The organism is Agrobacterium sp. SUL3, assembly GCF_001263295.1.
Classification (GTDB): Bacteria; Pseudomonadota; Alphaproteobacteria; order Rhizobiales; family Rhizobiaceae; genus Agrobacterium; species Agrobacterium tomkonis.
Genome location: NZ_KQ414499.1, coordinates 347,047 through 367,226, shown reverse-complemented (window position 1 = coordinate 367,226; position 20,180 = coordinate 347,047). Strand labels below are relative to the sequence as shown.

19 protein-coding genes are annotated in these 20,180 nt (G+C 61.7%); 8 read left to right on the top strand and 11 right to left on the bottom strand.

The window, feature by feature from the left end; genetic code table 11:
• Positions 1–44: 44 nt before the first annotated feature.
• Both AKG12_RS05570 and AKG12_RS05565 read left to right on the top strand, forming a co-directional pair.
• Positions 45–614, top strand: coding sequence for a GNAT family N-acetyltransferase (locus AKG12_RS05570; protein WP_046797931.1), 570 nt, complete (start codon positions 45–47; stop codon positions 612–614).
• A gap of 303 nt (positions 615–917) precedes the next feature.
• A complete protein-coding gene (locus AKG12_RS05565) occupies positions 918–2,231 on the top strand; it encodes an MFS transporter (RefSeq protein ID WP_046797932.1) in 1,314 nt (437 codons plus the stop codon).
• 58 nt (positions 2,232–2,289) lie between these two features.
• Here the strand turns inward: AKG12_RS05565 and AKG12_RS05560 are convergent, their stop codons facing one another.
• Positions 2,290–3,255, bottom strand: coding sequence for an MBL fold metallo-hydrolase (locus AKG12_RS05560; RefSeq protein ID WP_052818091.1), 966 nt, complete (start codon positions 3,253–3,255; stop codon positions 2,290–2,292).
• 88 nt (positions 3,256–3,343) lie between these two features.
• On the opposite strand from AKG12_RS05560, the gene AKG12_RS05555 reads away from it, so the two are divergent.
• Positions 3,344–4,297: a LysR family transcriptional regulator gene (locus AKG12_RS05555; protein ID WP_052818090.1), complete on the top strand. Its 954-nt coding sequence runs from the start codon at positions 3,344–3,346 to the stop codon at positions 4,295–4,297.
• A 149-nt stretch (positions 4,298–4,446) separates the two neighbouring features.
• Here the strand turns inward: AKG12_RS05555 and AKG12_RS05550 are convergent, their stop codons facing one another.
• The 5 genes from AKG12_RS05550 to AKG12_RS05530 all read right to left on the bottom strand — a co-directional run bounded on the left by AKG12_RS05550 (position 4,447) and on the right by AKG12_RS05530 (position 11,802).
• On the bottom strand, positions 4,447–4,860 hold the full coding sequence (locus AKG12_RS05550; protein WP_052818089.1) for a GNAT family N-acetyltransferase: 414 nt from the start codon (positions 4,858–4,860) through the stop codon (positions 4,447–4,449).
• A gap of 86 nt (positions 4,861–4,946) precedes the next feature.
• The gene (locus AKG12_RS05545) at positions 4,947–7,031 is read right to left on the bottom strand and encodes a hypothetical protein (protein ID WP_052818088.1); all 2,085 of its coding nucleotides are present in this window, start codon (positions 7,029–7,031) and stop codon (positions 4,947–4,949) included.
• Between the two features lies 1 nt (position 7,032).
• Positions 7,033–9,843 (bottom strand): DUF4159 domain-containing protein, encoded by a 2,811-nt coding sequence (locus AKG12_RS05540; protein ID WP_052818087.1) that lies wholly within the window; start codon positions 9,841–9,843, stop codon positions 7,033–7,035.
• Positions 9,840–10,754 carry a DUF58 domain-containing protein gene (locus AKG12_RS05535; protein WP_052818086.1) on the bottom strand — a complete coding sequence of 305 codons (915 nt, stop codon included), beginning with the start codon at positions 10,752–10,754 and terminating at the stop codon, positions 9,840–9,842. The genes AKG12_RS05540 and AKG12_RS05535 overlap by 4 nt, the downstream gene beginning before the upstream one ends.
• Positions 10,755–10,791: 37 nt before the next feature.
• On the bottom strand, positions 10,792–11,802 hold the full coding sequence (locus AKG12_RS05530) for an AAA family ATPase (RefSeq protein ID WP_003523087.1): 1,011 nt from the start codon (positions 11,800–11,802) through the stop codon (positions 10,792–10,794).
• A 175-nt stretch (positions 11,803–11,977) separates the two neighbouring features.
• Between AKG12_RS05530 and AKG12_RS05525 the strand changes: the two genes are divergently transcribed.
• From AKG12_RS05525 to AKG12_RS05515, 3 genes are read left to right on the top strand one after another with little or no spacing between them, the layout of a single operon-like run.
• Entirely contained in the window at positions 11,978–12,607 is a 630-nt protein-coding gene (locus AKG12_RS05525; RefSeq protein WP_052818085.1) for a DUF1285 domain-containing protein, read from the top strand.
• The gene (locus tag AKG12_RS05520) at positions 12,604–13,242 is read left to right on the top strand and encodes an NUDIX hydrolase (protein ID WP_046797938.1); all 639 of its coding nucleotides are present in this window, start codon (positions 12,604–12,606) and stop codon (positions 13,240–13,242) included. Before AKG12_RS05525 ends, AKG12_RS05520 begins: the two co-directional genes overlap by 4 nt.
• A complete protein-coding gene (locus AKG12_RS05515) occupies positions 13,239–14,495 on the top strand; it encodes a CCA tRNA nucleotidyltransferase (RefSeq protein WP_052818084.1) in 1,257 nt (418 codons plus the stop codon). The genes AKG12_RS05520 and AKG12_RS05515 overlap by 4 nt, the downstream gene beginning before the upstream one ends.
• Positions 14,496–14,521: 26 nt before the next feature.
• On the opposite strand, the gene AKG12_RS05510 is transcribed toward AKG12_RS05515, so the two are convergent.
• The 3 genes from AKG12_RS05510 to hemF all read right to left on the bottom strand — a co-directional run bounded on the left by AKG12_RS05510 (position 14,522) and on the right by hemF (position 16,132).
• A complete protein-coding gene (locus tag AKG12_RS05510; protein ID WP_046797940.1) occupies positions 14,522–14,707 on the bottom strand; it encodes a DUF1059 domain-containing protein in 186 nt (61 codons plus the stop codon).
• 121 nt (positions 14,708–14,828) lie between these two features.
• Positions 14,829–15,098 (bottom strand): hypothetical protein, encoded by a 270-nt coding sequence (locus tag AKG12_RS05505; RefSeq protein WP_046797941.1) that lies wholly within the window; start codon positions 15,096–15,098, stop codon positions 14,829–14,831.
• 122 nt (positions 15,099–15,220) lie between these two features.
• Positions 15,221–16,132 carry an oxygen-dependent coproporphyrinogen oxidase gene (gene hemF, locus AKG12_RS05500; protein ID WP_052818083.1) on the bottom strand — a complete coding sequence of 304 codons (912 nt, stop codon included), beginning with the start codon at positions 16,130–16,132 and terminating at the stop codon, positions 15,221–15,223.
• 131 nt (positions 16,133–16,263) lie between these two features.
• Between hemF and AKG12_RS05495 the strand changes: the two genes are divergently transcribed.
• A complete protein-coding gene (locus tag AKG12_RS05495) occupies positions 16,264–16,536 on the top strand; it encodes a hypothetical protein (protein WP_046797943.1) in 273 nt (90 codons plus the stop codon).
• Positions 16,537–16,596: 60 nt separating this feature from the next.
• Here the strand turns inward: AKG12_RS05495 and AKG12_RS05490 are convergent, their stop codons facing one another.
• Together AKG12_RS05490 and AKG12_RS05485 are read right to left on the bottom strand one after the other, a co-directional pair.
• A complete protein-coding gene (locus AKG12_RS05490; protein WP_052818082.1) occupies positions 16,597–18,249 on the bottom strand; it encodes a Na/Pi cotransporter family protein in 1,653 nt (550 codons plus the stop codon).
• Between the two features lie 174 nt (positions 18,250–18,423).
• The gene (locus AKG12_RS05485) at positions 18,424–18,885 is read right to left on the bottom strand and encodes a tRNA (cytidine(34)-2'-O)-methyltransferase (RefSeq protein WP_052818081.1); all 462 of its coding nucleotides are present in this window, start codon (positions 18,883–18,885) and stop codon (positions 18,424–18,426) included.
• Positions 18,886–19,120: 235 nt separating this feature from the next.
• Between AKG12_RS05485 and AKG12_RS05480 the strand changes: the two genes are divergently transcribed.
• Positions 19,121–19,996, top strand: a complete 876-nt coding sequence (locus tag AKG12_RS05480) for a phosphodiesterase (RefSeq protein ID WP_052818080.1) — start codon at positions 19,121–19,123, stop codon at positions 19,994–19,996.
• Positions 19,997–20,180 lie beyond the last annotated feature (184 nt).

Sequence of the window (20,180 nt, the reverse complement as noted above, 5' to 3'; positions counted from 1 at the left end):
GTCACCTATTGTCGCACCCGCATTCTGGAAGTTTCGGTCTCTTCATGTCCAAGCACGATCTTGTCTACCTCACCGAGGACGCGTCGCACGACGCCATCATCGACGTCATCAACGAAGAAGCATTTGGTCCCGGCCGGCACACCCGTGCGGCAGCACGCATCCGTGAGCAGGGGCCGCATGACCGGTCGCTGTCCTTCGTCTGCGCCGATGACGGCGAAACCATTGCTTCGGTGCGTATGACGCCGGTTCTGGCGGGCGATGTGAAGGGCCATATGCTCGGGCCCCTTGCCGTTCGGCCCTCGCACAAGAACATGGGCATCGGCCGGGAACTCGTTCGGATCGCCATTGCGGCTGCCCGGCGGAAGGGTTCCGAAGCCGTGATCCTGATCGGCGATCCGCCCTATTACATGCCGCTCGGTTTCGAGAAGGTCGCTTATGCGGCGCTTGATTTTCCGGGACCGGTCGACCCGAACCGCGTGCTGGTGGTGCCTGTCGGTGACGATGTGCACCAGCGGCTGAAGGGCAGGATCGGCTGGCGCAAATGCGAGGCCGTGATGCCGGCCGCTGCGGCGGAAGATGAGGGTTTTGAGGAGCCGCTCAGGGTTTACGGCTGAGGGGTTATCCGAAGGGGCAGCTTTGCCTTTTCTCGCCAGTGCTTCTGTCTTCCCTCATTCCTGTGCTTGTCACAGGAATCTAGCCGACGCGCGTCCGCGCGACGCGAAGACTCTTTTCAGCCCAAGGACTTAGGCTGGCTGGATCCCTGTGACAAGCACAGGGATGAGGGGGAGCGCAGGGGGGCGCCTATCGTTGCGCCGAGCATTTCGTTTCAACCGAGCGCACTCCTCCACAGAATTCAATTCCGTTTCCTCCCCCTATACGATAGCAAATCAAAGTACATTTCTTCAAAGGGGCGGGGCATGACGGCGATTACCATGAACGATGCGCTGGAGCGCGCGGGCGCAGGCGCCTATCAGCGGCGGCTGATGGGCATTTTCGGCCTCGTCTGGGCGGCGGATGCCATGCAGGTTCTGGCGGTTGGTTTCACCGCCGCCTCGATTGCCGCAACCTTTGGCCTGACGGTGCCGCAGGCGCTGCAGACCGGAACGGCGTTCTTCTTCGGCATGTTGCTGGGTGCTGCCGGTTTTGGGCGGCTGGCGGATCGTTATGGCCGTCGCCGGGTGCTGATTGTCACCGTGGCCTGTGATGCCCTGTTCGGCGTGCTTTCGATATTTTCGCCAGATTTCACCATTCTGCTCATCCTGCGTTTTCTCACCGGTGCCGCCGTGGGCGGCACGCTGCCGGTGGATTATGCGATGATGGCCGAGTTCCTGCCTGCCAAAAATCGCGGCCGCTGGTTGGTCTTTCTGGAAGGCTTCTGGGCCGTCGGGACGCTGATCGTGGCGCTGGCGGCCTGGGGCGCCAGCCTCGCCGGCGTCGCCGATGCCTGGCGTTATATTTTTGCCGTGACGGCCTTTCCGGCCGTCCTCGGTCTTGGGCTTCGCTTTCTGGTGCCGGAATCGCCGCTTTACCTGCTGCGCAGCGGGCGATTGGAGGAAGCCAAGGCCGTCGTCAACCGTATGCTGGTGACGAATGGCCGTGCGCCGCTCGATGCCGCGACCGGACTTTTCCAGCCTGACGTGGCCAAGGGGCAGGGGATATTTTCACCGGCGCTCCGGCAGCGCAGCATGATGATCCTCACCATCTGGTTCCTCGTCTCCGTTTCCTATTACGGCGTTTTTACCTGGATGCCGGCGAAGCTGGCGGGAGACGGTTTCGGCTTTGTGCGCGGTTACGGTTTCCTCGTGCTGGTGGCGCTGGCGCAGATTCCCGGTTATGCGCTTGCCGCCTATGGTGTTGAAAAATGGGGTCGCAAGCCGACGCTGATCGGTTTTTGCCTGCTCTCCGCGCTTGGATGCCTGCTTTTCACGCTCGCTTCCGGCGGTGCGATGATTGCCGCCTCGCTTCTCATCATGAGCTTTGCGCTGCTCGGCACCTGGGGCGCGCTTTATGCCTTTACGCCGGAGCTTTACCCGACGGAATCACGGGCGACCGGCATGGGGGCTGCAGGCGCCATGGCAAGGCTGGGTGGCCTGCTGGCCCCGTCTCTGCTCGGTTATGCCATTGCGCAGGGATTTGGTGTCGCGATCGGCATATTTGCCGGGCTGCTGGTGCTGGCGGCCATCGCGGCCACGATGATCAATGCGGAAACGCGGCAGGTGGCGTTGACCTGACTGCCGCTTAGGGGTGATGGCCTGATCTGATCCACGATCAGGCCATTTTGTTCTGCGCTTACAGCGTCGTATAATTGACCGGCAGCCAGTCGTAATTGGTGCTGTCGGTGCGCACATGGCCGATGCCGGGGAAGGCGATATGCGCGCCGGCCACCAGATATCTGCCCTCCACCGCCTGTTTGAACGCCAGATCACGCGCGATGACGGCAGCCTTCTGGTCGACGTCGAACTCGATGGCCACATCAGGCTCATCGAACTGGAGGATATCGCCATGGGTGATATCGCCCCAGAAGACGATCTTCTGGCCGTCGCTTTCGAGTACGATGCCGCTGTGGCCGGGCGTATGGCCAGCATAAAGGATCGAGCCGAGACCGGAGACCGGTGCGGCATTATCGCTGAAGGTCTCGAATTTACCGGCATCGATATAGGGCTGGATGCTTTCCTTGGCTTCGGCATAACCTTTCTTCAGCGCTTCAGGGGCTGCCTTGGCCTTTGCCTCGTCAAGCCAGAAGGCGGCTTCGCGCGCATTGACCCTGAGCGTCGCATTGGCAAAGACGCGTTTGCCATCTGCCGACAGTCCGCCGGAATGGTCCGTGTGGATATGGGTGAGGATAATGTCGTCTATCTCGTCGGCCTTGTAACCGGAGGCCTCAATATTCGCGACGAGCCTGCCGAGGCTCGGGCCGAGATAGGTGCCTGTGCCCGCATCGATCAGCACCAGCCTGTCTCCTGTGTTGACCAGAAACGCATTGACCGACGTCGGTGTCTCTTCCGGCAGGAACGCATCCCTTAGCACCTTGGCCGCATGTTCCGGCGTGGTGTTGGTGTAGATTTTGGCGAGCGGCAGCGCAATGACGCCGTCCGAAAGGGCGGTGACTTCCACCTTGCCGACCATCAGCCGATAAAAGCCGGGTGCCTGCGTGGCAGCCAGGGGCGCCTTGGCGAATGCGACGGTGGGCGCAACGAAAGGTGCGGCGAAGATGGCACTGGCAGCGCCTTTGAGAAGTGAGCGGCGTGATGGCATGGAGGAGCTCCTGGGTTTGGGGAACGTCTTGAAAGTTTCCGAACTCCAGCTAAGTGTAGGGAGGCCAGCAATCAAATCGATGTGACTTATGCAAACTATCGATCATTTCAATCTCCGTTCTTTCGACCTCAATCTTCTCATCGCTTTCGATGCGATGATGGAGGAAATGAATGTCACGCGCGCCGCGCGGCGACTGAAAATCCAGCAGCCGGCCATGAGCCACAACATCTCCACCCTGCGGACGCTGTTTCAGGATGAGCTTTTCATTCGCGTGGGACAGGAGATGAAACCGACAGCGCGGGCGCTCAATCTGGCCGGGCCGGTGCGGCAGGCGCTCCGGCAGGCGCAGGCGGCGGTGATGACTGCGGATGTTTTCGATCCGGCAACGGAACGCCGCACCTTCCGGCTAGGCATGTCGAGCGAGGTGGAACTGTTGCTGTTGCCGGACCTGACGGCGCGGTTGCGCGAAATTGCGCCGGGAATCCGCATTCTCGCCCGCAGCGGGCAGGAGCAGGAAATCACGGCGATGCTGGATACGGGTGTGATCGACATGGCGGTGGGATGCACCTATTCGAAAGAGCAGCGTCACCATTGCGAGCCGCTCTATTCCTCCAGCGTGCTTTGCTGTTTCAACCCGGCCCTGCTCGATCTGCCCAATCCCGTGGGACTGGACGCCTATATGGAGGCCAAACACGCGGTTATCTCGCAGACGGACAGCCTGCGTGGCTGCATCAAGGATGCGCTGGAACTGAGCGGATTGGAAATCGATGTGGTCGCAGCCGCACCTGATTTCCTCTCGGTTCTGGCCACGGCGCGATCTTCGGCGGTGCTGGCCACCGTGTCCTCGCGCATCGCGCTGCGTTATGCGCCGATGCTCGGATTGGAGATAAGCCCGGTGCCCGTAACGCTCAATTTCCCGCCCGTTGCCATGGTCTGGACATTGCAGACCGACGCGGATGCCGGGGCCGTGTGGCTTCGCCAGCAAATCCGCGAGGCCATGGTTCGCAATGTGGATGGTGGGGTATCGGGGATCGCTGCCTAGAGCATATCTCCCGTGTCTCGCACCTCTCGACGGTCGAGAATGAAGCGGCGAGAAAGCCTCTTGCCGATCTCCCCCCTTGAGGGGGAGATGTCCGGCAGGACAGAGGGGGGTAACGATGTGCGCGATCGTCTACGATTTTCAACAGCCTGCTAGAAGCGTTTCTCGAGCCAGGTGATCGATTGGCCGCTGGAAAGGGGGCCGAGCGAGCCGATCCTGGTGAAGCCGTAGCGTTCGTAGGTTCTCAGGGCATCCGGGTTCATCGTGTCGATATAGGCCCCCATGCAGCCGCGCTTTCTGGCTTCCTCCTCCGCCATTGCAAGCAGCTTCGCAGCTGTGCCCTGACCGCGCATGGTTTCCGGCACGAAGAGAAGCTGCACATAAAGCCAGCCGCGGCCGGTATATCCCACCAGACCGCCTGTCACAGTGTTCTCGTCGTCACGAATGGTGATGGTGAGGTCGCGTTTGTCGCTTTCACCGAAACGGGCGAGATTATAGGCCACCAGCGGATCGCGGATGGCCTTTTCGGCCTCTGCATCCGCGACGTCGCTCAAAACGAAATTCATGATTTTCTTTCCCCGAACGCCGGGCGGCGGCCGTTTGTCGTTTTCCAGTTCGAGACGCGGAAAAGCCTTGCGCTACTGCTGAGGTTCTACCGCCCTTCACGCCACCAGAGCGCGGAGAAGGCAAGCAGCAAGGCGGCAAGCCCGGCAAAACCGGCAAACAGCGGCAGGGTGTTGACACCTTTCAGCACCGTCTCGTCAGTCAGACGTATCAGCATGCGATCCTCGTCGGCAACCCTGATGTCACCCCGCACCGGCAATATATCGGGCAGCGCGATGCGGCCGGAATTATCGGCGACACGGTGCACGCTGCCCCTGGTGGCGTCGGCCAGCGGTTTCAGCGTTTCGGTGGTCGAGATCATCGCCTTGAATTCCGGCGCATCCACCGCGCCGACATGGACGAGGGTGGTGAAATCGCCGTTTTTGATCTCGAACAGGCCGGTTTCGTCCATACGGCGCTCGATCCTGTAAAGACCGGGCTCGGTGCTGGTGAAGGCCATGTTCTCGGTCTTGCCGGAAGGGAAGCGCACGCTTGCCTGACCGGGATCGTCGCCGATGGTCTGGCGGGTGATTTGCAATGTGCGGCCATTGGCCCGCGCCGTCAGCGCTTCTTCTTCAAGCTCCGGCTCTTTCATCAGCCAGTGGGCGATACGGCGGTAAAGCGCCACATGCGGGCCACCGCCTTCATAACCGCGAGCCCAGAGCCAGCCCTGATCGGACAGCAGCATGGCCACACGGCCTTCGCCCTGACGGTTCAGCACCAGCAGCGGGTCCTGCCCGTCGCCCAGCATCACGGTCTGGCCCTGCGGCGGGTCGACGCTGATGGTGCGGAACCAGCGGCCCCATTGCGGCGGCTCAACGCCAGATCCATCCAGCCCGCGGGTGACGGGGTGTTTTTTGCCCGCTTCCGAAAGGCGCGGATAGAAGGCGGCCTGATGCACCTGACCGGTCGGCTGTGCCGGCAGAACGGAGGCGAGCGGCGTCATGGCGATCGAATCCTGACCGGCATGTTCCGGCCCGGCGGCGATCAAGAGCGCGCCGCCCTTTTCGACATATTGGGCGATGTAATCGTAATAGAGGATCGGCAGCACGCCGCGATGCTGGTAGCGGTCGAAAATGATGAGGTCGAAATCCTCGATCTTTTCGACGAACAATTCGCGGGTGGGGAAGGCGATCAGCGAGAGTTCGTTGATCGGCGTGCCGTCCTGTTTTTCCGGCGGGCGCAGAATGGTGAAATGCACCAGATCGACCGAGGCGTCGGATTTCAGCAGGTTACGCCACGCCCGTTCGCCGGCATGCGGCTCGCCGGAGACCAGCAGCACGCGCAGGTTCTGGCGGATGCCTTCGATCAGGTGAACGGCGCGGTTGTTGGCGGCCGTCACTTCGCCGGGAAGCTCGGCGACGGAAAATTCCATGACATTGTTGCCGCCGCGCGGAACCTTGAAACTGAACGGCGTCGGCTGGCCGGGGGTGGCCTGCAGCGTGGCGATTTCTTCGCCATTCATCTTCACTGTCACTTCCGCCGCACCGCCGCCTGCGGGGCGGCCGTCATCGAACACACGCAGCGTCAACTGCTGTTCCTCGTTGACGATGCCGAAGCGTGGGGCGCGGACGATCTCGATGCGGCGGTCGAACTCATCGGCCTTGCCGGTGATCAGCCCGTGCACGGGGGCGCGGAAGCCCAGCGCCTGTTCGGCGTTGGGCAGGGCATTCGGGATATCGTGAATCTGGCCGTCGCTGAGGAAGATCGCGCCGCCGACGCGTGACGGCGAGACATCTGACACGGCGGAGGAGAGCGCCGAAAAAAGCTGCGTCGAGGGCGAATCACTCTCGCCATCGTCGCGCACTTCGACGATGCGTGGTTCGATGCGCGGGAAGCGGGACAGCCGGTCTTTCAGCGTCTCCAGCGCGGTATCGGTCATTTGTGGCCGGTCCTGCACGTCCTGGCTCTGCGAGCGATCGACGATTACGGGCACGATGGTGGAGAGCGGCTCACGTTCCTCCTGCGTCAGAAGCGGATTGGCAATGGCCGCAAGCAGAGCGGCGAGCGCCAGCCCGCGCAGCCATGCGCCGCGCACGCCGCGCCACAGGCCGATGAAGGAGAGCGCGAGGGCAGCGACGGCCAGAATGGCAATCACGATCCACGGCAGGAAGGGGGCGAAGGTCAATGTCATGTCACTGCCCCAACCGTTCGAGAAGTGCGGGAACGTGGACCTGATCGGCCTTGTAGTTGCCGGTCAGCATATACATCATGATGTTGACGCCGGAGCGGAAGGCATGTTCGCGCTGCATCTCGTCCGGCGGCACGGTTGGCAGAACCGGTGCGCCCTGCGGATCGACGGCCCAGGCGCCGGCGAAATCATTGCCCGTTATCATGATCGGCGTCACGCCATCGCCGGAGGAGGAGAGGCCCGAGGTGGTCTTCGCCGCGCCCTGACGGGATTCCACCCAGAGCGGCGAACCATTGTAACGGCCGGGGAAATTGGTGAGCAGGTAGAAGGAGCGCGTCAGCACGTGGTCTTCCGGCACGGGCTCCAGCGGCGGAATATCGATATTGGCGAGGATCGCCTGCAAACGCTCGCCATTAGCGCTTGTCGTGCCGGTGTCGAGCGACGTGAACTGGTCGCGTGTATCAAACAAAACCGTGCCGCCGGCGCGCATATAGGCGTCGATGCGCGATATGGCGGCGCTGGACGGCATGGGTGCCGTGGCGGAAACCGGCCAGTAGATGATGGGATAGAAGGACAATTCATCCTTGGAGATGTCGAGGCCAACCGGCTGACCGGGCTCCAGCGTCGTGCGCCAGGTCAGGAATTCGCTGAGACCTTGGAGACCCTGCTCGGAAATGCGGTCGACATCGTCTTCGCCGGTGCGGACATAAGCGAGATGTGTCGTATCCAGCCGCTCGAAAATCTGCTCGTCGCCGGGTTTCGGATCGTCGGCGCGGGCATCCGTTGGCGACATGGCGGCAAAGGCGCCCAGGGCCAAGAGTATGGTAGCGGCGGTGGCGCTGCGTGCTTTCGGCAGACGTGCGAAGGCGCCGTTCATGAAGAGAACGATCAGGCTGTCGGCAATCAGCATCAGGAAGGCGGCGATGAACAGGGTCGGGCGCAGCGATTTGGCGGTTTCGCCGATCAGCGCTTCGCTGGTGGTGCTGACACCGGCGGCGGACGTATCGAGCGGGCGCAGCGTCGCACCTGCCGGCAGGAGGTTGAGAGCCACGAAACCATCCTCTGTGCCGTAAAGGCCGGGGGGATTGTCAAAACCGGTACGCGGCGGCTGGCCGGCGCGCATTTCCAGCGGCCGGGCAGTGCCGATTTCGGCTGAAAGCGCGCCTTCGGCCGTCAGCAGCCGGAAGGGCGGCAGGGCGGCGGCCGGGGCATTGGCGTTGGCGGAAGCGCCGCCCGCCTTCGACAATTGCACGATACGGCGCAGCATATCGACGAAATGGCCCGAGATCGGCAGGTCGGACCAGCTTGCTTCAGCGCTGACATGGAAGAGCACGATGCGGCCAGCCTCGACAGTGCGGGTGGTGACGAGCGGCGTGCCATCGGCAAGGCTTGCCCATGTGCGTTCCGCCAGATCAGGTGTCGGTTCGGCCAGAACCTGGCGTTTGACGAGAATGCCATCCGCCTTCGGCATGCCGGCGAAAGCGCCGAAATTCGGGAAATCGGCAAGCGGCTGCGGCTCGGCCCAGGAGAGCGCGCCACCAAGCGCACGTTCGCCCTGCCTGAGCGTCACCGGCACCAGAGGATCGTCTGCCGGGGCTGCGGCAAGGCGCGGCCCGGCGAAACGGATGAGCGTGCCGCCGCCGGCGAGCCAACGCTGCATCGGCTCATAGGTTTCCTGCGGCAGGCGGCCGATATCGGCCATGACGATGACGGAGGGGTTGGATTGCAGGATTTCCGGGATCGCCTGCGCCAGATCGGCCTGCCGCTGCGGAATGAGATCGGCGAAAGGCTGAAGCGCGCGGCTGATGTAATAAAGCGGTTGTAGCAGCGGTTGGAAATCATTGCCGGTTTCACCGGCCAGCAGCGCCACGCGACGGCGGCGGAAGCCGTCGTCGAGAAGATGCACCGCACCCGCCGTCGACACGCCTTCGAGGGACAGGCGGGCAAAATCGTTGCGCAGTTCGAAGGGGGCTTCCACCGTTGCCGTGGTTTCGGCCGCGCCGGGCGCGAAGTTCGCGATGCCATTGGCGAGGATGCGGCCCTGGCTGTCTTGCGCATTGACGGTCAGCCGGGCGGCTTCGGCCGTGTCGAGCCGCGAAAGTGTGACGCTCATGGCATCGGCATTGTTGGTGGCGCCGGTGATGGCGGCGATGGCCTTGCCGTCGCCCTTCACGATGCGGAATTCGGCGGGTGAGAGGCTGGCAAGCGTTCTCATCGCGTTTTCATCCTGCGCGGTCTGAACACCGTCGGCAATATAAGCGAGCGTGCCGGGGGTCGTGCCGTTCAGCGCCTCGGTGATGGCTTCGGCCGTGCGCACGCGGTCCGGTATCAGCGGTTTCGGCTTGGCGGCGGCAAGCTTGTCCAGCGCCACGGCTGTCGTTCCCGAGACGGCATCATGTTCGGCATCGGCGGTGAAGCTGATGGAGACGGGGCGGTCGGCCCGCTCCGCATCGCCGATCAGGGCCTGAGCGGTGGCCACGCGCCTTTCCCAGTCGGGTGCGGAGGCCCAGCCATTATCGACCAACAGCACCAGCGGGCCGCTGCCAGCAATGCTGTTGTTGCGCGGGTTCACCACCGGATCGGCCAGCGCAAAAATCACGGCGGCGGCCAGCGCCATGCGCAAAAGGGTCAGCCACCACGGGCTTTTCGATGGCGTTTCCTCGCGCTTCAGCACCGTCGCCAATATCTTCAGTGGCGGAAAGACTTCCGCCTTGGGGCGTGGCGGGGTGAGCCGCAGCAGCCACCAGATGGCGGGCAGCGCCAAGAGGCCGAAGAGGATATAGGGGCTGGTGAAGACGAAAGGCAATGCGCTCATCGGTGCCCACCGTCTTGCGCTGGCGCGCCGGAAAGATACATGTGAACGGCCACAAGCGCCTCGGAAGCGAGATGATCGGTGCGGTGGAAGACGAAGTTCCAGCCGAGACGGCGCAGCGATGAGGACAGCGCCTCGCGCCTTGCGAGATAGGCGCGAGTGTAATCCTCACGAATGGTCTCGGCGCGGCCGGACACCAGTTTTTCGCCGGTTTCCGGATCGGTGAATTCCGTACGGCCGGAATAGGGGAAGGTTTCCTCGGCCGGATCGGCGATTTCCACCACATGGCCGCGCAGGCCACGTCGCGCCAGAGGCGAAATCCGCTCCATCACGTTTTTCGCATCATCGAGAAAATCGCCGATGAGGACGATATCGCTCGCGCCGCGGATCATGCCCGTTTCCGGCATGCCTGTGGTGAGCGGCGCATGCATGATGGCGGCGGCGAGCCTCTCGGCGGCGTTTCTGGCCGAGACCGGCTCCATGATGCCGGGGCAGCCGATGCGCTCGCCCGAGCGTGCGAGGATTTCCGCCAGCGCCAGCATCAGCACCAGCGCCCGGCTTTCCTTGGAGACAGAGCCGAGGGTGGATTTGAACATCATCGATGGCGACATGTCGGCCCAAAGCCAGATGGTGTGGGCGGCTTCCCATTCCCGGTCACGCACATAGGTATGGTCGTCGCGGGCGGAGCGCCGCCAGTCGATGCGCGACAGGCTTTCGCCTTCGGCATAGGGGCGGAACTGCCAGAAATTTTCGCCGATGCCGCGCTTGCGGCGGCCGTGCCAGCCGGCGGTGACGGTGTTGGCGATGCGCTTTGCCTCGACCATGCAGTCCGGCACCAGTGCGGCACGCTGGCGCGCGCGCGCCAGAACTTCGCTACCCGGCGTCTTGTCTACGATCTGGCCGATGGATGCCACAGGCACTCCTTTCGCGAAAGGTTAGGCACGCGTCTTTTTAGTTCTTCGCCTGCTCCACGAGGGCTGCGATGACATCGCGCACCGACATGCCTTCGGCGCGGGCCGCAAAGGTCAGCGCCATGCGGTGTTCCAGCACCGGTTCGGCCAGCGCATGGACATCGTCCAGCGACGGGGCGAGCCGGCCTTCGTAGAGCGCACGGGCGCGAGCCGTCAGCATCAGCGACTGGCCGGCGCGCGGACCTGGTCCCCAGACAACGTGCTTGTCGGTCAATTTGTTGCCATGGCCGGGGCGGGCGGAGCGGACGAGCGAGAGGATCGCATCCACGACCTTGTCGCTGACCGGCATCTGGCGGATGAGGGCCTGGATTTCCATCAGGCGCCCGGCATCGATCACGCCGCGCGCTTCGCCGGAGGCGGTGCCCGTCGTATCGAGAAGAATCTGGCGTTCGGCGGCAAGTTCGGGATAACCGACATCCACCTGCAGCAGGAAGCGGTCGAGCTGGGCTTCGGGCAGCGGATAGGTGCCTTCCTGTTCCAGCGGGTTCTGGGTGGCGAGAACATGGAACGGCTTCGGCAGCTCATAGGTCTGGCCGGCCATGGTGATGTGATATTCCTGCATGGCCTGCAAAAGTGCGGACTGCGTGCGCGGGCTGGCGCGGTTGATTTCATCGGCCATCAGCAGCTGGCCGAAAATCGGACCCTTGATGAAACGGAAGGAACGGCGGCCGTTCTCGTCCTGATCCATGACTTCGGAACCGAGAATATCCGACGGCATCAGGTCCGGTGTGAACTGGATGCGGTTGGCATCCAGGCCGAGCACGGTGCCGAGCGTGGTGACAAGCTTGGTCTTGGCGAGGCCGGGAACGCCGACGAGCAGCGCATGGCCACCGGAGAGGATGGCGAGAAGCGTGTTCTGCACCACTTTTTCCTGGCCGAAAATGACCTTGGAGACTTCCGTGCGGATGGCCGCGATGTCGGAAAGCGCCTTTTCGGCCGCGGCGACGATGGCCTTTTCATCGAGGGTTTCGCCGGTATTCATCACGCCCATGTCGCTCTCCTCATACCTTCGCCGCTGTCACAGTCGCATCCCGGTTTTGCTGGCAGTCGGCCGGGACGGATTTTGCGCTGCATATAGCTTATTGCTCTCTTGGCCGCTGACAAGCGCCATTCGAATGACTATGTCGTGACTTAGTATTTCCTTATCGGCAAAGCGAGACTCGAATATGGCAGCGGAGACGATAAATTCGGCTGATGATGCGGCGGGGCTTGCGGCGATGATTTCCCGCGCCGCCGAACAGACCGGCGACGCCAAGCGCGGGCCGGCCCCGGTGGAGCGCTGGAATCCGCCCTTTTGCGGCGATCTCGACATGGAAATCCGCGCCGATGGCACCTGGTTCTACCTCGGCACCCCCATCGGCAGGGCGCCGCTGGTGCGGCTGTTTTCCACGGTTCTGCGCAAGGATGAGGACGGCAAGACCTATCTTGTAACTCCTGTGGAAAAAGTCGGCATCCGGGTGGTGGATGCACCATTCGTCGCGGTGGAAATGACGGTGAATGCGGGTGTCGAGGATGGCGAATCCTTGCTGACCTTTCGCACCAATGTCGGCGACGTGGTGGAGGCGGGGCCGGAGCATCCGCTGCGCTTTGAAATTTTCGGTGAAAACCGCGAATTGAAACCCTATCTTCTGGTGCGCGGCCGGTTGGAGGCGCTCGTCTCGCGGGCCGTGATGTATGATCTCGTTGCGCTCGGCGAGGTGATCGACGTGGATGGCGTCGAGATGTTTGCGGTGCGCTCGGGCGGGGTAATCTTTCCGGTGATGCCCGCAAAGGAACTGGAACGGCTTTCACAATGACGATGATGACAACGGGCCTCAAGGCTTTTACCGCCGCCGATTTCCGCCGCCGTGTGCTGCAGGAAGGCGAGGGCGTGGCCGAGCGGGAAAATGGCGACCATGTGCTCAATCCGGGTGTGGTGCTCTCTGGCAACGGCATTCGGCTGAAGGATGCCGCAGTGCTGATACCGGTTATCGACGATGGCAACGATGCGCGGGTGATCTTTACCCAGCGCACGGCAACCCTGCGCCAACATTCAGGCCAGATTTCCTTTCCGGGCGGCGGCATCGATGCCGAGGACCGCACGCCGGAAGAGGCAGCACTGCGCGAGACGGAAGAGGAGATCGGCCTTTCCAGGTCCTTCGTGGAAACGGTCGGACGACTGCCGGATTATATTTCCGGGACCGGTTTTCGCATCAAGCCGGTGCTGTCCGTCGTCCGTCCGGGCTTTGATTTGACGCTTAATCCCACGGAGGTGGATGAGGTTTTCGAGGTGCCGCTGTCCTTTTTGATGGACCCGGTCAATCACGGGCGCGGCAGCCGCATCTTTCAGGGGAAGGAGCGGTTTTTCTACGAAATGCCCTATGGCGAACGCTACATTTGGGGCATTACGGCGGGCATCGTCAGGACGATTTACGAGAGGTTTTATACATGAATAGCCTTGCCGGGCGTGACTGGTTCGAAAAACCGGCGCTGAAGCGCATCTTCACGCTTCTGAATGCCGATGGCGGCGAGGTGCGGATCGTCGGCGGCGCGGTGCGCAATGCGCTGATGGACCTGCCGGTTGTCGATGTCGACATGGCAACGACGCTTACCCCCGATGTGGTGGTTCAGCGGGCGAAGGCGGCGGGCATCAAGGCGGTGCCGACCGGCATCGAACACGGCACGGTAACGCTGGTGATCGATGGCGAAGGTTTTGAAGTCACGACTTTGCGCCGTGATGTCGAGACCAATGGCCGCCACGCGCAGGTTGCCTTCGGCACCGACTGGCAGACCGATGCCGAGCGGCGGGACCTCACCATCAATGCTCTTTATGCCGACGAGAAGGGCGAGATCATCGATCTCATCGATGGCCTTCCCGATGTGGAAACCCGCACGGTGCGCTTTATCGGCGATGCGACGATGCGGATTGCGGAAGATTATCTGCGGATTCTCCGGTTTTTCCGGTTTTTCGCTCATTATGGCTCAGGTCGCCCCGATGCAGATGGTCTGCGGGCAAGCGCGCGGGCCAAGGACAAGCTTGGTACGCTTTCGGCCGAGCGCGTCTGGAGCGAGCTGAAAAAGCTGCTTTCCGCCCGCGATCCTTCCCGCGCCCTGCTGTGGATGCGGCAATCGGGTGTTCTGGCGGAAATTCTGCCCGAAACGGAGAAATGGGGCATCGATGCCATTCACGGGCTGGTGGCGACGGAGCAGTCCCTCGGCTGGGCGGTGGACCCCATGCTGCGGCTTGCCGCCATCGTGCCGCCCGACAAGGAGCGGTTGGCGGCGCTTGCAACGCGACTGAGGCTGTCGAAGGCTGAGGCCGGATATCTTGCTAATTGGGCTTCCGCCCCGGTTATCGACCCTGAAATGAAGGAGACGGCGCTTGACCGGCTGCTTTATCGTGAGGGCGTCGAGGGTGTGAAGACGCGGCTGAAGCTCGCGCTTGCCTCGGCCCGTGCCGACCTTTCGGCGGGTGATGCGGCGATGCAGAAAGTGGCGCGTCTTTCGACGCTGCTGACGAGAGCGGAAAAATTCAAGAAGCCGGGATTTCCCTTGAGCGGTGCGGATGTGATGGCCGCCGGCGTCGAATCTGGCCCGAAGGTGGGCGAGGTTCTGAAAAGCCTTGAGGAAAAGTGGATCGACGTTAATTTCTCACTGGACCGGGCAGCGCTAACCGCCCGGCTGAAGACCATGCTGGAGAACTGAGGCTGCAGCGATGACGGCGGTTCGGCTTAAGCCGCATTTGCCTCATCGCGGATGCGGGCCTTGATATTGTCGATCATATTTTCGCGGATCGTGGTTTCGCCATGGGCCGAGCGCATATGCTCCACCGTGCGGCGGACAACTTCGGCGTCGTCATCGGCGCGTGTATGCCAGGCACAGCCGGGCACGAGCGTTCCACATTCAAACAGTCTCATTGGTTTTGCCTCCCTGTTTCGAGTGAGGGACAGCATTGAATGAACATGCTGTCCCTCGCACAAGAAACGAATGTTCGCCGCTTATGTTCCAGAGCGGCGCCCTTCGACCTTATTCAGGCCCCTATTCGGGCATCGCCCAGCACTGGAAAACAGAGGATGTGCTGGCTGCCGGAACTTTTGTACGAGGCATTTCGTCATTGGCCGCCCGCCGTGCCGTCGTTTGTCCGGCAAGGGTGCGCTTTACCTGTTCGACATAAAAGGAATGCGGCAGTTCGCGATCGCCCGTGGCACGCATTTCCGCTGCCAGGCGGTCGATCAAATCAGGGGTATCGATGGATTGCGGTGCTGCCTCGGGGGAAGCAGAAATAGGCATGCTGTTCGAAGTAATCATGACGATAGCTCCTCCAGTACGTCTGCGGGAGGAGACTACCACTGCCTTGATTTTTCCATAAGTCCTAATTTGCGCCATTTGCGACAAATTGGCTGATGAGCGTCAAATTTGCGTGAGGTTTTTTAGGGCCAGCGCACCACCGGCGGCAAAGACGACAGGATCGATTCGACGTTGCCGCCCGTCTTCAGGCCGAAGATGGTGCCGCGATCGTAAAGCAGGTTGAATTCCACGTAGCGGCCGCGGCGGATAAGTTGCTCGTCGCGGTCCTCTTCCGTCCAGTTCTGGTTGAAATTGGCGCGGACGATCTTCGGATAGACCAGATTGAAGGCGCGGCCGACATCCTGCACAAAGGCGAAATTGGCGTCCCAGCCGCCCTTTTCTTCTTCCGGATGCAGCCAGTCGAAGAAGATGCCGCCGGTGCCGCGTGGCTCGTTGCGGTGTTTCAGGAAGAAATAATCGTCGCACCACGTCTTGTATCGCGGATAATCGGCGACCGGATGACGGTTGCAGGTGATCTCGAAGGCGCGGTGGAACAGCTGGGTGTCCGGGTCCTCTTCGGTGCGCCTGCGTCCCAGCACCGGCGTCAGATCCGCACCGCCGCCGAACCAGTGACTGGTGGTCACGACCATGCGGGTATTCATATGGACGGCCGGCACATTGGGATTGACCGGATGGGCAATCAGCGAAAGGCCCGAGGCCCAGAAACGCGGGTCTTCTTCCGCACCCGGTATCTGCTTGCGGAATTCCGGCGAAAATTCGCCATAGACGGTGGAAGTGTGCACGCCGACCTTTTCGAAGACGCGGCCTTCCATCATCGACATCCTGCCGCCGCCGCCTTCGCCATTGTCGCGCAGCCAGTCCTTCTGCACGAAGCGGCCGGGCTCCTGATCCGACAGGGGGCCGGTCAGGTCGTTTTCGAGCGTTTCGAAGGAGGTGACGATGGTGTCGCGCAGATGCTGGAACCACGCCTGGGCAACGGCCTTCTTGTCTTCGATGTCCTCGGGCAAGCCCTTCGGCAAGATTGGCCGTTCCATATCTCTTCTCTCCTGCGGTGAAGTCCGTTCCCTGCCGCGTCTAGCAGGTGTTTGCGCCGCGCACAAATTCGACTCGCCAAGGCGGCGTGCCGACACTATCTTTACCGATGTAGGTGCCAGAGGTGAATATCATGACGAAATTTGCCGGACCGCCCCTCGACGGGCTGAAGCGCAGGATTGCCAATCACCGCAAGGAACGCGAAAGCGCCGGCGGCGAACAAAAACGGGACGGCATGTTCGTGCGCCAGACCTTCTGTCTTGGGCGTGAGGAGGCCCGTGCCAAGGCGCGCGAATGGTTCGACAGCTTTCCGAAGGCCGCCTATTGGACGGAAGTGGAAAGCTGGCGGCTGCTGGAAGGCGACCGCATCGAATTCACCATGCGCAGGCTTCCCTCGGCCGATTGAGTTTCAGAGCGGTTTCGCATTTCCGGACGGGAAGCCGAGGACCACTTTTCCTGGAAAGGCTCAGGCGCGCGGCTCGGCATAACGCAGGCGGCTTTCGATCAGCACGCCGCTTTCATCCAGAATGGGATGCGCCACCGAAACGATATGGGCGTTGATGCGCTTCAGATCCCGCAGCATGTCGAGGTGCAGCGAGCTGGTCTGCATGCTTTCTGCCAACCCGTCACGCAGACGCTCCAGATGGCGGTTGGAGGACTGTTTTTCGAGGCGGCGTATATCCACCTTGCTTTCCATCAGCCGGCGGGCAAGATCGAAATCGCCGGTGACCAGAATGCTCTGCGCGGCCCGCAGATTTTCAATGGTCATGTCGAACAGGGTTTTCAGCTCCTCGTAACCGTCGTCGGAAAATTTGAAGCTGTTCAGCACCTTCTTGCGGATCTGCTCGCAGATGCCTTTTTCGATGATATCGCCGATATGTTCGAGATTGATCGCATAGTCGATGATGGCGATCGAACGGCGCGCTTCCTCGTCGGCAAGCCCCTTGCGCCCCAGTTGCGAAAGATAGACCTTCACCTCCTGCTGGCGGCGGTCGACCTTCTTTTCGAGCAGGGAAACTTCCTGAAGCGGCGTCAGATCATTGTGCTTGAAGGCGTTTTCGGCGCGGATCAGCATTCGCTCGATGCTGTCGCCGACGCTTAGGACTTCGCGGGTGGCGTTGGCAAGCGCGACGACCGGCATATCAAGAGCCTGCTGGTCGAGGAAATTCGGGCCGTCTTCAGCCTTCGGATCGCCCGGCACGAGTTTCGCCATCAGGTCGGATATCAGGCCGGAGAAGGGCCAGGCCACCGCCGCCAGAATGACGTTGAAGATGAGATGCGCATCCACTGGCAACTTGGCGGGCGAAAGCGGCAATTGCTGCAAATACGCTGCGCCGTAAGAGGCGAGCGGCATGGCGATGAGGCAGCCGATGGTGCGCACCACGAGGTTGCCGATGGTGATGCGTCGCGCAGATGCGGGCCCGGAGAGCGTGGCGATGACGGGCGGAATGGCGCCGCCGAGGTTGGCGCCGAGAATGAGAACGATGATGAGGCCGGCGGAAAGCGTGCCGGTGGCGGCCAGCGACAGGATGAGCACCACGACGGCAAGGCTGGAAGAGGAGACGAAGGCCAGCACGGCGGAGAAGATCAACGCGACGGGCCATGCGCCATCCAGCAGGCCGATGAAGACGCCAAGGGCGGGGGAGGCGCGCATCGGTTCCGTGGCCCCGCTCAAAAGATGCAGCGATAGAAGCATGAGGCCTATGCCAATCACCGCCGTTCCGCCGCCCTGTCTGGCATTGGAACTGCCTTTCTTGAGGATGATGCCTGAAAGGATCAAAAGTGGTGACAGCCATTCCACCCCGGCGGCCACAATCCATGCGGTGACTGCGGTGCCGACATTGGCGCCAAGCAGCACCACCTGCGCCATGCGCGGTTTGATGAGGTCACGTTCGGCGAAGGAGGCGACGGTGAGCGCCGTTGCGGTGGAGCTTTGAAGCGCGACGGTGGCGAAGAAGCCGGAAAAGAAGGAACGCGGGCCGTTCTGGGTGCCGGTGGCCAGCACGCTTCTGAGTTTCATGCCGAAGGCGCGGGTGACGCCGTCCTTGACCTGCGCCAAGCCGAAAAGCAGCAGCGCGACCGCGCCGAGAAGGTTGACGATGACAATGGTGGATTGCATGCTACGTCTCCTCACACCCGCCGGCGGATTGCCCCGGCGAGGGCGATTTTTAGTTGCCCGGCTAATCAGTATAGGAGCGTGAACGCGTCCGGTACAGGCCATGTTGCGACAGTTTCGCGATGAAATCGGTCAATTTTCATATTTGCCTGAAAAAATGGCTGCAAAGATGGCAGGTCAGGCCCATTCCGTCTGGCGCAAGGCCTCGTCGGAGATCATCGCCGCCGACATGGCGACGTTGATGGAGCGTTGTCCGGGCACCATGGGGATGATGATTCGCTCATCCGCTTTTTCATGCACGTGGTCTGGCACGCCGGCACTTTCCCGCCCGAAGAGCAGGATATCATCGGTGCGGTAGCTGATATCAGTATAGGGCAGGGCGGCCTTGGTGGAGGCGAGAACAAGGCGGCGGCCGGTGGCTGCACGCCATTCCTCGAAGCGATCCCAGCTGACATGGCGCGTCAGTGCCGCCGCGGCAATATAATCCATGCCCGCCCGTTTCAGATTGCGGTCGGAAATATCGAAGCCGGCCGGCTCGATGATATCGACGCCGAGGCCGAGGCAGGCGGCCAATCGCAGGATGGTGCCGGTATTGCCGGGAATATCGGGCTGATAAAGGGCGATTCTGATTTCGGGCATGGTTTTCTCATGGCGATTGGAGTGCCTGCCCGATTATCACGAGCGGCGGGCGGGCAACAGATGCGGCACAAAAAGTCCCTTTCCGGTGCCGTCGTCGGCCGGATATTCATTCGCGTGACACACAGGGCGGCTACCCATTCACCAGCACATCGTCAGGCCTGTCCGGAACATCGGTCGTGGCCGTCACGATATCTTTTCGAGCCGGATTTTCTGCACATAACAACAGGAGGACGCGATGTCCGAACGGGTGAATTTTGTCCATCTGACCGATCTGCATATCGGCAATCCGCAGCTGCAGGATGATGATCTTTATTCCGACACCTCGGCTACGTTGTCCGCCACGCTCACGCAGATCAAGGCGTTGGTGCCGCCGCCGGAATTCATCGTCGTCAGCGGCGATCTGACCAACCGGGGCGATGCCGGCAGCTATGAAGAACTCAAGCGCCTGATGGCTGAGGCGGAACTGGATGTGCCGGTGCTTTTCGCGCTTGGCAATCATGATCGTCGTGACGGCTTTTATCCCGTCATGCTCGGCCGCCACGAAGATCTGGACGCACCTTACGACCATTCGCAGGTGATTTCGGATATCCATGTCATCGTCATGGATACCAGCGTTCCCGGCAAGGTCGGTGGCGCTTTCGAGCCCGGTCAGATCGAATGGCTCGAGGAAGAACTCGAAAACCATCCCGACCTGCCGAAACTCCTGGTGATGCACCATGCGCCGGCGCTGGATTTCGACCGTCCCGATGCGGAGTGGGAATCCCTGTCCTTCGACGATACCGAGGCGCTGGATGAGGTGCTGTTCGAACACGACGTCATGGGCATTCTGGCGGGCCATATCCATTATGATCGCATGTCGCACTGGCAGGGTATTCCCGTTGTCGTCGGCATCGGCCAGCATTTCGCTACCGATCCGCTGTGGCTGCATGAGGGTGTACGCATGCTGTCGGGTGCATCTTTTGCCATCGGCACGGTGCGGGATACCGGTCTGACTGTCACCTTCGCGCCGCAGCCCAGCGATCGCCGGGAACTCAAGCGTCATACGCAGGCCGGCATGGTTGAGCTCGTTACGGAATATGAAAGTGGGCAGGCGCAGGACGCAGCCGAATAAGACGGCATATTCAGATTGAGTGATGGGCGGTAACCTTTGCGGGTAAATCCGCCCATTTTGCTCTGTTGGACACAATCGAGAGTTTTCTGACGCATCCAGTATCTTTCCGACTGGTCATTGATTAATTTTTACGCTACAAGGCCACATCTTCAACACCAGCTAGGGAGGTTCTCATGGATATTCA

Excerpts from the sequence above, each read along its gene's own strand:
- AKG12_RS05480 (WP_052818080.1), top strand. The coding sequence starts at position 19,121 with ATGTCCGAACGGGTGAATTTTGTCCATCTGACCGATCTGCATATCGGC.
- AKG12_RS05550 (WP_052818089.1), bottom strand. The coding sequence starts at position 4,860 with ATGAATTTCGTTTTGAGCGACGTCGCGGATGCAGAGGCCGAAAAGGCC.
- AKG12_RS05555 (WP_052818090.1), top strand. The coding sequence starts at position 3,344 with ATGCAAACTATCGATCATTTCAATCTCCGTTCTTTCGACCTCAATCTT.
- AKG12_RS05520 (WP_046797938.1), top strand. The coding sequence starts at position 12,604 with ATGACGATGATGACAACGGGCCTCAAGGCTTTTACCGCCGCCGATTTC.
- AKG12_RS05570 (WP_046797931.1), top strand. The coding sequence starts at position 45 with ATGTCCAAGCACGATCTTGTCTACCTCACCGAGGACGCGTCGCACGAC.
- AKG12_RS05515 (WP_052818084.1), top strand. The coding sequence starts at position 13,239 with ATGAATAGCCTTGCCGGGCGTGACTGGTTCGAAAAACCGGCGCTGAAG.
- AKG12_RS05505 (WP_046797941.1), bottom strand. The coding sequence starts at position 15,098 with ATGATTACTTCGAACAGCATGCCTATTTCTGCTTCCCCCGAGGCAGCA.
- AKG12_RS05495 (WP_046797943.1), top strand. The coding sequence starts at position 16,264 with ATGACGAAATTTGCCGGACCGCCCCTCGACGGGCTGAAGCGCAGGATT.
- AKG12_RS05490 (WP_052818082.1), bottom strand. The coding sequence starts at position 18,249 with ATGCAATCCACCATTGTCATCGTCAACCTTCTCGGCGCGGTCGCGCTG.
- AKG12_RS05510 (WP_046797940.1), bottom strand. The coding sequence starts at position 14,707 with ATGAGACTGTTTGAATGTGGAACGCTCGTGCCCGGCTGTGCCTGGCAT.
- AKG12_RS05545 (WP_052818088.1), bottom strand. The coding sequence starts at position 7,031 with ATGACATTGACCTTCGCCCCCTTCCTGCCGTGGATCGTGATTGCCATT.
- AKG12_RS05530 (WP_003523087.1), bottom strand. The coding sequence starts at position 11,802 with ATGGGCGTGATGAATACCGGCGAAACCCTCGATGAAAAGGCCATCGTC.
- AKG12_RS05525 (WP_052818085.1), top strand. The coding sequence starts at position 11,978 with ATGGCAGCGGAGACGATAAATTCGGCTGATGATGCGGCGGGGCTTGCG.
- hemF (WP_052818083.1), bottom strand. The coding sequence starts at position 16,132 with ATGGAACGGCCAATCTTGCCGAAGGGCTTGCCCGAGGACATCGAAGAC.
- AKG12_RS05540 (WP_052818087.1), bottom strand. The coding sequence starts at position 9,843 with ATGAGCGCATTGCCTTTCGTCTTCACCAGCCCCTATATCCTCTTCGGC.
- AKG12_RS05565 (WP_046797932.1), top strand. The coding sequence starts at position 918 with ATGACGGCGATTACCATGAACGATGCGCTGGAGCGCGCGGGCGCAGGC.
- AKG12_RS05485 (WP_052818081.1), bottom strand. The coding sequence starts at position 18,885 with ATGCCCGAAATCAGAATCGCCCTTTATCAGCCCGATATTCCCGGCAAT.
- AKG12_RS05560 (WP_052818091.1), bottom strand. The coding sequence starts at position 3,255 with ATGCCATCACGCCGCTCACTTCTCAAAGGCGCTGCCAGTGCCATCTTC.